8 protein-coding genes, 1 pseudogene and 1 riboswitch are annotated in these 9,439 nt (G+C 43.8%); of the genes and pseudogenes, 2 read left to right on the top strand and 7 right to left on the bottom strand.

Translation table 11 applies throughout. The features are described from left to right. The first annotated feature begins 2 nt into the window (after positions 1–2). Positions 3–134: an IS3 family transposase gene (locus tag H7198_RS06960; RefSeq protein WP_368462344.1), complete on the top strand. Its 132-nt coding sequence runs from the start codon at positions 3–5 to the stop codon at positions 132–134. A gap of 9 nt (positions 135–143) precedes the next feature. Here the strand turns inward: H7198_RS06960 and H7198_RS01595 are convergent, their stop codons facing one another. From H7198_RS01595 to guaB, 6 genes and pseudogenes are all read right to left on the bottom strand, one after another. Next, positions 144–2,237 carry a mucin-binding protein gene (locus H7198_RS01595; protein WP_274458052.1) on the bottom strand — a complete coding sequence of 698 codons (2,094 nt, stop codon included), beginning with the start codon at positions 2,235–2,237 and terminating at the stop codon, positions 144–146. Between the two features lie 442 nt (positions 2,238–2,679). Then, the gene (locus H7198_RS01590; RefSeq protein ID WP_274458051.1) at positions 2,680–2,931 is read right to left on the bottom strand and encodes a hypothetical protein; all 252 of its coding nucleotides are present in this window, start codon (positions 2,929–2,931) and stop codon (positions 2,680–2,682) included. 119 nt (positions 2,932–3,050) lie between these two features. Beyond that, positions 3,051–3,740, bottom strand: coding sequence for a hypothetical protein (locus H7198_RS01585; RefSeq protein WP_274458049.1), 690 nt, complete (start codon positions 3,738–3,740; stop codon positions 3,051–3,053). 174 nt (positions 3,741–3,914) lie between these two features. Beyond that, the gene (gene guaA / locus H7198_RS01580; RefSeq protein WP_274458048.1) at positions 3,915–5,456 is read right to left on the bottom strand and encodes a glutamine-hydrolyzing GMP synthase; all 1,542 of its coding nucleotides are present in this window, start codon (positions 5,454–5,456) and stop codon (positions 3,915–3,917) included. 2 nt (positions 5,457–5,458) lie between these two features. Then, positions 5,459–6,382 carry an IMP dehydrogenase gene (locus tag H7198_RS01575; protein WP_274458059.1) on the bottom strand — a complete coding sequence of 308 codons (924 nt, stop codon included), beginning with the start codon at positions 6,380–6,382 and terminating at the stop codon, positions 5,459–5,461. Further along, positions 6,380–7,489 (bottom strand): annotated as a pseudogene (gene guaB, locus H7198_RS01570) (IMP dehydrogenase); the annotation flags it as partial. The gene H7198_RS01575 and the pseudogene guaB, both read right to left, overlap by 3 nt. 79 nt (positions 7,490–7,568) lie before the next feature. Beyond that, positions 7,569–7,665, bottom strand: a riboswitch (purine riboswitch). A 143-nt stretch (positions 7,666–7,808) separates the two neighbouring features. Between guaB and H7198_RS01565 the strand changes: the two are divergent. Continuing rightward, positions 7,809–8,306 (top strand): GNAT family N-acetyltransferase, encoded by a 498-nt coding sequence (locus H7198_RS01565; protein WP_274458047.1) that lies wholly within the window; start codon positions 7,809–7,811, stop codon positions 8,304–8,306. Between the two features lie 42 nt (positions 8,307–8,348). On the opposite strand, the gene H7198_RS01560 is transcribed toward H7198_RS01565, so the two are convergent. After that, positions 8,349–9,356 carry a YitT family protein gene (locus tag H7198_RS01560; RefSeq protein WP_274458046.1) on the bottom strand — a complete coding sequence of 336 codons (1,008 nt, stop codon included), beginning with the start codon at positions 9,354–9,356 and terminating at the stop codon, positions 8,349–8,351. Between the last annotated feature and the right edge of the window lie 83 nt (positions 9,357–9,439).

The raw sequence follows: 9,439 nt of genomic DNA, 5'->3' as shown, positions 1-9,439 counted from the left end.
CAATTTTAAAAAGAGAACTTATTTATCCGAACCAGTTTAAGAGTAAATTTGAGCTGGTTACGCGAATATCACGCTATATCCATCGATATAATCATGAACGGATTCATACCTATGAATCGAACCTAGTGATGTAAAAAAAGTGTCTAACTTATTGACATACGAGCAGTAATCGTTCGAACATTGTCGGCATCTTCGTCAGTTCCCGCCTGATAAGCAGCCACTGCCTGACTTTCCTTAGGATTCAAGACATAGCCATCAAAAGTCGGATTCTCTACCGCAGCAAATTGCCCGCTCTGATTATCATATTCACGGGAATCGATGACTTCATCCCCCGTTGCATCATCTAGATGCGCATGAATGGTTTCGTTAATGACTTTAGTTGCAGAACCCAACTCCTTGCCGTCTGAACCCTTATAGATAATTTTCTCCGTATGGGTAACCTTTCGGGTGTAGGGAGCAGCATTCTTCTTATAAGTATTAATATCCGCCTTTCCGCCATCAGTCATTTCAAAGTTCCAGTTATATTGAGAAGTCCATGAACTGTTGTCGGCAGCAAATGATGCAATGGTTAAAGTCTTACCAATTTCAGGGAATTCCATTTCCACGGAAATGTTATCAAGATACAAGTTAAACGAAGAAACCGAATCCGCATTCACCGTAAAGGTGTGTGTCTGATCCGTTTGACCATTGTTAATAAAGTGTCCCTGGCTTGCACTCTTTCGTACGACTGTAAATAGAATCTTACCATCAACCTTTTGCCAATCCACTGTGATGCTTGTGTTAGCGGCTGCATGATTCCCAGTAGCAACTCGTCCTAATTTAAAGGAACCCTTGTCCTGTCCCTTAGCTAATTGAACTTTTAGTAAGGAATCAGGGGTTATATCCGATTGCTGACTTGTCGATTTTTGCTTTTCAACAAGTTTATCCAATTCCGGATTAATTAAAGCAGTTTGGAGACCATTTGTGCCATCGTAAGTGAGCTTCTTAGCTAATGTAAAGGAACCAATTCGATAACTTTCATTGTAGTTCCAGTTACCCTGCCAACCGACATAACGCCAGCCATCAGTTGTTTTCACGAGGTTACCCGCGTAATCATCGAATCCCTCATCCACATAGCCATACTTAGGATTCTGATCTAAGTGGAAGATACCGTTAGCATCAATTGTCCCAGTTGCATATGCTTCGCGATTAAATTTATCATTAGCGTTTAATCCCTGAATACCAAAAACAATTAAGGCTTGGCCATCGACAGTAATAACATGGGGTGTTTCCATCAATGAATTCGACCACTCAGGGTTAATTGCAGCGATGTTAATATCATAAGCGCCTGTATCCGAATGCCACCATTTCTTTCCATCAGAAGAAGTTAAATTATAAAACTTCCCCTTCGCTCCACCCGCAACGGTAATTTGTAGCTCCGTGCCATTAGCTGAGGTAGTAACCTCTGGGTCACGGAAATCATCCCCAACTGCAATACCTGCATCACCAGGAACAACTGCGGCTGTATCAAAAACAGGCTTAAATTGTTCGCCATTGTTCGAGTAGGCCCACCACAGGCGCTGCTGCCCGTTGTGCTCTGGATCCATGTCTGAAAACAAGGCTAAGGTAGCGTTTTTAGAAATGGAACGGCCCTTCGAATCGGTTGTAAACCACTGACCGTTATTGGCCTTAGTATTGTTTTTTATCGTTGATCCACCAACTGGCATCGTCCATGGCACACTGGTGTTCTGTGTGGGGTCGAGCTGTGAATTAACCTGCCCATCGATGGTAATTTGACCATTGGGAATCGCGATGTTTCCCGTACCAACAGGGTCAGATTCATCATAGGGAGTAAAGGTCCTAAAGTCCGTTGTCTTAAAATGATACCATTCGTTACCAGAGCCAGTTGGCGCCCAGAGGCAGTAACCCTCGTAGTAGTCAAGATTGCCAGAAGTATCGTAATGGGGCGTAATGGACTCAATGTCATTCATTTCCCCTTGTGGTGTCGTATAGTGGAAATTTTGTTGCCAGAGGTTACCAGCAATGGCTGGATTTTCTTTTGCATACTTAGCATTGGGTGAAAGGCTGGCTGATAATCCCCTTAGCTGCGTTAAACGCAAAAAAGTTGCATTCGCATTACCATTGGTATTGTCCGCCTGTGCCAGCTGTGAGCCACCAAATCCAGCTAACAATGCTGCTGTAACTGAGGCAGTCATCCAAACTTTCCCGTTTAATAATTGATTTGTATTGATTGGCATTTTACTTCTTTCTACTTAGTTAATGTAAATAAAATCAATCAATTGATATGCTTTAAGAGTCTCCGCTTGCTTGCCCTGGCTAAAAAAATGTATATTTTAAAATTGATAATAAATATTAAAGGAATCTAAACGAATTATAACACCATTCATTACAAAAGTAACAGATTGGTGACAAAATCGCACCAATAGCTCTTCAGAATTTTTTATTCGTAGACTTCATCACTATTTCAAAAGGACTTTGCTAAAATAACACTGAGATAACGAAGTTATCTCCGACAACTTGATTCAGTCAGTTTAGCTAATCAAGTTCTCCTTTCTTTAATTTTTCGCTTATTGTTAACTCGATAAGCACTACCTCCTTTCCAGCAACGAGGTCGCTACCCTAGCGGCCTCGTTTTTGTATAAAAAAAGAACTAATCAAAAGATTAGCCCTTTTTCTAAATTATCCCTTACCTTGATTATTTTGATCACCATTGGCTTGTGCAACTTTAGCACTTTCGGACTTCATTTCTGATTCCTTAGCGGCAGATGATTGCTGAGAAGTCGTTGGCTTGTTGACAACCACTTCAGATTGCGTGTGCGAACTTTGTTGGCCAAGAACAAAAGCGACCACAACAACCACGACAACCGCAATAAACAAACCGGTAATGTAATATGCACGTTTACGAGATAAATGTTCTTTAATGACTTGCATGGAGTTACCCTCCCTTTAACTTAAGAATAGTCCTATACAGGGAAGTGGTCAAGCCTTTTTAAAGGAAAAAGTCCCGCCAAATTATATGAAATCTAGCAGGACTTTTGATGTGTTTTATGTTAATTATTAGGCTTTGTCATTTGATTAATATGAATGAATTCGAAATCATTATTTTGCTGTGAAAAGTCTAGTTTAGGCTGAATTTTATTTAAATCATCCGCCTTCGTACTTTGTTGGTTCATCAAATCGCTAGCTGATACCGTCTTTGTTTTATCCCAATAGGAGTTGTCAGCCGTTGCATCAGCTGAACAGTCAGCTACGCTATCGCCGGTATAAATAGTAAAGGTGCCATCATGGTTATTCTGATAAAGGGTTGCGTGCTCGAATGGGTCGCCAGCACCTTCTCCGTCATCATAAATAATCGTTTTATCGGGATCTTTTAAGTAGACCTTATAATTTGATTCTGGGAAAATTGGATACCCAACATAGTCAACCATTTCAGCTAATTGCATCTTTTGGTCCTGTTCCTTAAACTTCGTTTCATCCGTATTAGACTTAACATCTGAAGATGATGAATTGGCTTCAGAAAGAGCTGAACTCGAAGCTGAGCTAGTTGAACTTACTGAACTCTCAGTTGATTTCGATGAGTTCGATAACTTTGTTTTCGTCACCGTTGCCTTGTTATCTTCTCCCGAATGATTAGCATGGGCATCGTGCTGTCCCAAAACCACAATCACAGTCACAAGAACGGCCACCGATACCAAACTGGTAATAAAGACTCGTCCCCTTAATATTTTACTTAGTTTCATGACTTCTCCACCTTTCACTCTCATATAGCCTTTGTGATAAGACGTTATTGATTGAAAATCGACAGCATCAAGTGTCATAAAGGTTGTCATGTATACCAAAGACATTATAGGACGAATTATTTTATGCGGCAATTAAAAAAGCACAACTCTCAGAGTTGTGCTTTTAAATTAATCTTATTCCCACTCAACAGTTGCAGGTGGCTTGGCCGTAATGTCGTACACTACGCGGTTAATGTGATCCACTTCGTTTACGATACGTGATGAAACCTTTTGCAAAAGGTCCCATGGCAAACGGGCAAAGTCGGCCGTCATACCATCAATTGAGGTAATGGCACGGATGGCGATTGTGTACTCGTAAGTACGGAAATCACCCATGACACCAACAGACTTGTTGTTTGTCAAAACGGTGAAGTACTGCCATACGGAATCTTCCAAACCAGCCTTGGCAACTTCGTCACGGAGAATCCAGTCAGATTCACGAACGATTTCAAGGCGGTCTTCGGTGATGGCACCCATGACACGGATTCCAAGACCAGGTCCTGGGAATGGCTGACGCCATACCAAGGCGTGGTCCATGTTCAACTGCTCACCCAATTCGCGAACTTCATCCTTGAACAAAGTGTTCAAAGGTTCAATCAACTTGAATTGCATGTCTTCAGGCAAGCCACCAACGTTGTGGTGAGACTTGATTGTCTGAGCAGTATCAGTACCAGATTCGATAACGTCAGTGTACAAAGTACCCTGAGCCAAGTAATCGATTCCCTTCAACTTCGTAGCTTCATCGTTGAAGACTTCGATGAATTCGTTACCGATAATTTTACGCTTCTGTTCTGGGTCAGAAATACCATCCAACTTAGACAAGAAACGGTCTTGTGCGTCGACCTTGATGATATGCAAGCCGAACTTACCACCAAGCATTTCCATTACCTGGTTAGCTTCATTCTTACGAAGCAAACCGTGATCAACGAAGATACAAGTCAACTGGTCACCGATGGCCTTTTGCAAGAGCACACCAACAACGGATGAATCAACACCACCAGAAAGACCAAGAAGCACCTTCTTGTCCCCTACTTCGGCACGAATCTTTTCGATTTGTTCATCAATGAAGCCGGCCATTGACCATGATGGGTCAGCCTTGGCAATGTTTAGAACAAAGTTCTTGATGATTTCCTTACCGTGTTCTGAAAGCGTTGTTTCAGAGTGGAACTGAACACCATAGATACCAGCGTCATCGTTAGCGATGGCGGCGATTGGCGTCTTAGCAGTTGAAGCAGCCACAGTAAAGCCTTCTGGCAACTGCGTGACGTTGTCAGAGTGTGACATCAAGACGATTTGCTTTTCAGGTGTGTTGGCAAACAACTTTGAAGGTGCTTCCAAAGTGATTTCAGTTTGACCGAATTCACCATTACCTGGGTTGGCTTCGACTTTTCCGCCCAAGTGCCAGGCAATCAATTGCATACCGTAGCAGACACCAAGAATTGGAATACCCAATTCAAAGATTTCTGGATCAATTGAGTACGCGTCGTCATCGTAAACGGACTTAGGACCACCCGAAAGGATAATGGCCTTTGGGTTGTATTCCTTAATCTCAGCAACCGTCATCTTGTTCGACTTCAATTCTGAGTAAACGCCCAATTCACGGACACGTCGAGTAATCAATTGGTTGTACTGTGAACCGTAGTCCAGTACCAAGATTTTGTCATTTGAAATGGCCATCTTTAATCTCTTTCTTGTTCAACGTAGTTAGGAGCTTTTTTCGTAATTTCAACATCGTGTGGATGTGATTCTTTCAAACCGTTATCGGTGATTTGAACGAACTGAGCTTCAGCCTTCAACTGGGCAACATCGTGTGAACCCGTGTAACCCATACCGGCACGCAAGCCACCATCGATTTGGAAGATAGCATCAGCCGGTACGTCTTCCCTTGCCAAGTAGTCGGATACCATAACAACATCAGCACCAGCAGAAATTGCCTTTACGACATCCCCAGAATAGTGAATACCACCCTGAGCGATAACAGACGTTTGGCTGCCATCCAGTGCTTCGGCCACAGTCATGACCGTCGTCAAGAATGGGTAGTGGGCGTTGTCAGGCCATTCTGAATCAACAGAACGACCGGCAATGATGCCATCAGCCCCGGCTTCAGAAATTTGCTTAGCAACTTCAGGCTTTTCAACCGTACCAACAATCAAGGTAACAGCATCAATGGTTGCCTTGATTGTTTGAATCGTATCGATTGTTTCTTGGTCAACTGCCTTTGGCAAGTAAAGCACAATGGCCTTCACACCAGCATCTAACAAGGCGTTGATGCGGTCGAAGTAATCTTCTGTCAACCAAACTTCAGCAGCGATTGCCGCTTCATCATCAACAGAAAGTGCTTCCTTCACTAATTCCACTTGGCCGTCAGTGTCTTCCGTAAACGGAATAACACCCAAACCACCAGACTTGGCCATGTCAACGGCAACGGCAACAGAGCGCTTATCCGTCAAATCAGCGGCCATCAATGGGTTCGCCAAATCCGTCCAACCAATCTTACTTTCAAGGACAACCTTGTGAGGCAAAACGTTTGATGCGGCTGGCACGAGCAATGTTTCATCATAACCAAGACCGTGCTTAGCGATATCAGCATCACCGGCAAACAATGCGGCTTGGTAATCAAAAGTCTTTGTCGTCTTCTTAATTGAAGAAGCGTGAGCAATGGCTTCAAGGATTGTATGAGCACCCATCTTGGCCAAGCCATCCGTCAAGTGAGTCAAGATTGGCTGTAAGATATCGTTTAGTTCACCCTTGTAAGCAACACGGGCTTCGATACCTTCTGGCACCATCTTCTTGGCTTCGTTGACTTCACCTTGGAAGTAACGGTCCTTTGAACCGTTCTCCATGGCAGCAATTGAGCCCATTCCACGGTAGAACTTAAACTTCTTACCGTTTTCTTCGAAGACTTCGCCAGGTGTTTCTTTGGTTCCTGAGAACATAGAACCAAGCATGACAGCGTTTCCACCCATCGTGATGGCCTTCAAGATATCGTCAGATGTCTTGGCCCCACCATCGGCGATGATAGCCTTGCCACGACGCTTTGCTTCCTTAGCAGCATCACGAACGGCTGACAGCTGTGGCACACCGATTCCGGCAACCACACGGGTTGTACAGATTGAACCAGGGCCGATTCCGACTTTGGCAACGTCAGCACCAGCGTCATAAAGAGCGGCAGCACCAGATTCAGTGGCGATGTTTCCAGCGATGATGTTCAACTTTGGAAAGGCTGCGCGTACTTCTGAAACCTTACGGAGAACACCTTCAGAGTGACCGTGAGCTGAATCAAGGATGATAGCATCGACACCAGCATCAACCATTGCCTTGGCACGGTCAACCGTGTCGTTAGTCACACCAACAGCACCGGCAACTAGGAGACGACCTTGTGCATCAACGGCAGCGTTTGGCGTCTTCGTCAAATCAACGGGTGCGTTCTTGACCTTAGCAACTTCTTCGGCTTGGGCAGCAATGGTCATATTCTTGTGAATAACACCAAGGCCACCGAATTCAGCCAACTTAGTGGCGAACTTCGCCTCTGTCACCGTATCCATTGCGGCTGACAAGAGAGGAATGTTCAACTTCAAGCTAGGCGTTAACTCTGTTTGGAGTGAAACGTCAGCGGGCTTAATTGACTGGCAATCGTCATAAGACATCGCCATGTCATCAAAAGTCAATCCCATTGGGACAAACTTATTCTTCATATCAAAAGCTGCCATGATTCTCCTTCAATCATCCATATCAATAGAAAAGGACACTCTGCAGTCTCTTATACCAGATCCGCAGAATGCCCCCTTAAAAAGCGAAACATTCACGGATAGTCACGACTTTGGGGGCGCGGTAGAGACTGCTGGCCATTTTCCAGCGATATATCTGTAAATTTTCTTGAATTGTTATGCTTTATTATACAAAATGCAAACCCTAACCGCAAGTTGAATCCAGTCGACTACATCAGTATTTCAGGCCCTTGCCTTTTCTCTCATTTTATTTTAATATTTAGATAACGACACGCTCACAGATTAACAAGAGGTATACCCCATGAAAGCTTTTCAAACAGCCGCCGGTAAAGTCCAGTTACTTCCTGCTCAAACAAAGTACGCCGCAGCCATTTACCAAAAAATTGCCGAGAGTCGCTCTGACCTGGAAAGCTTCTTGCCATGGGCAAAAGAATTAACCTTAAAAGATGAAAAAGATTTTTTATACCGAGAAAAGGAACGTGAATTTGAGGGTCATCCCCTCGTCTTCATTATCAATGTGAACGGCCTTCCCTCCGGTATGATTGATATCCATGACGTCAATGAGGAGGAAAGAACTGGGGCCATTGGCTACTGGTTAGCCTCCGAGTACCATAACCAAGGCATCACCTCTTTGGCTGTTGATCAGCTACTTGTCTATGCCTTCAAGAACCTGGACTTCCGTTCGACTTTCTTAGAGATTGACGAAAATAATAAGGCCAGCCAGCGGGTTGCTGAAAAGAACGGTTTCAGCCCTGCTGGTCGTAAGAAAAACATGTTGCTCTTCGAACGGAAACGATAAACACCAAAAAAGAAGCTTTCTGCTAATAACAGAAAGCTTCTTTTATTTATCATATTTAACACGATTTGCTTGATCGTCTTGTTCCAATTCAAGCTGGGCCAGTTGTTCTTCCAACTGCTGTTCCGCCTCAATCTGAGCATCGATTGTCACGGCCTTTGGCCCCATGGACTTCTTCATTTGCAACTGACGGTCGGCATCCCAGAATTCACCTGAAACAGAAACAGTTGACAGCAAGTTAATGAAGGCCTTTGGATCCACCGAACGGACCGCTTCCTGCATTTCGAATAATTCGAAACGGGAAAGAACCATCATTAAGGTCGTTGATTCGCGCTTGGTGTAAGCCCCAGATGATGGCAAGACCGTAATGCCACGAATGAGGTCACGGTGCAAAACATCGATCACTTCATCACCCTTTGAAGTAACAATCAAGGCCGTTAGCTTCTGGTAACCCGTATAAAGTGTATCGACCACCTGGCCGGTTGCATAGATACCAATCAAGGTATACATGGCGTTTTGCCAACCAATAAAGAAACCGGCAATCAAAACAATGACCCCGTTGGTCACGTTCATGAAGGCCCCAATCGACTTACCCGTACGCTTCTGGATAATCATGGCGATGATATCAAAACCACCCGTTGAAAATCCATAACGCATGGCGATTCCAACAGAGGCACCAACCAGCAAGCCCCCAAACAAGGAAGCCAAAAGTGGCTGTGTTGTAAAGGCGTAAGTTGGTAGGAAAATCAGGAAGAGTGAAACCACAACGGCATTAATAAAGGACAGGATAGTAAACTTACCACCAACCATCTTGAATCCAACGATTCCGATTGGAATGTTAAAGAGCAAGAAGAAGAGCCCAGTATCAATGTGCCAGTGGAAGAACTGCCAAGCTGACAAGGAAAGCAGCTGTGAGACACCATTCAATCCAACAGAAAAAATACTATTTGGAATTAAGAAGAAATTCAATCCAGCTACCTGCAAAGCAACGGATAGAAAGAAGAAGAATGTGGTTAAGGCAATCTTACGCCACTTTTTCATTTGCTTTGACATCTGCCATCCCCCTATTAACGTTTTAGTTACTTGTACCATGGTAACATAGATAGCCAAGCCCTTTAAAGGACTTCCGACTTTAT

It is taken from the genome of Fructobacillus sp. CRL 2054, from assembly GCF_028764065.1.
Taxonomy (GTDB): domain Bacteria; phylum Bacillota; class Bacilli; order Lactobacillales; family Lactobacillaceae; genus Fructobacillus.
The sequence above is the reverse complement of the archived record's forward strand: the minus strand, read 5'-3'. Positions and strand labels throughout refer to the sequence as shown.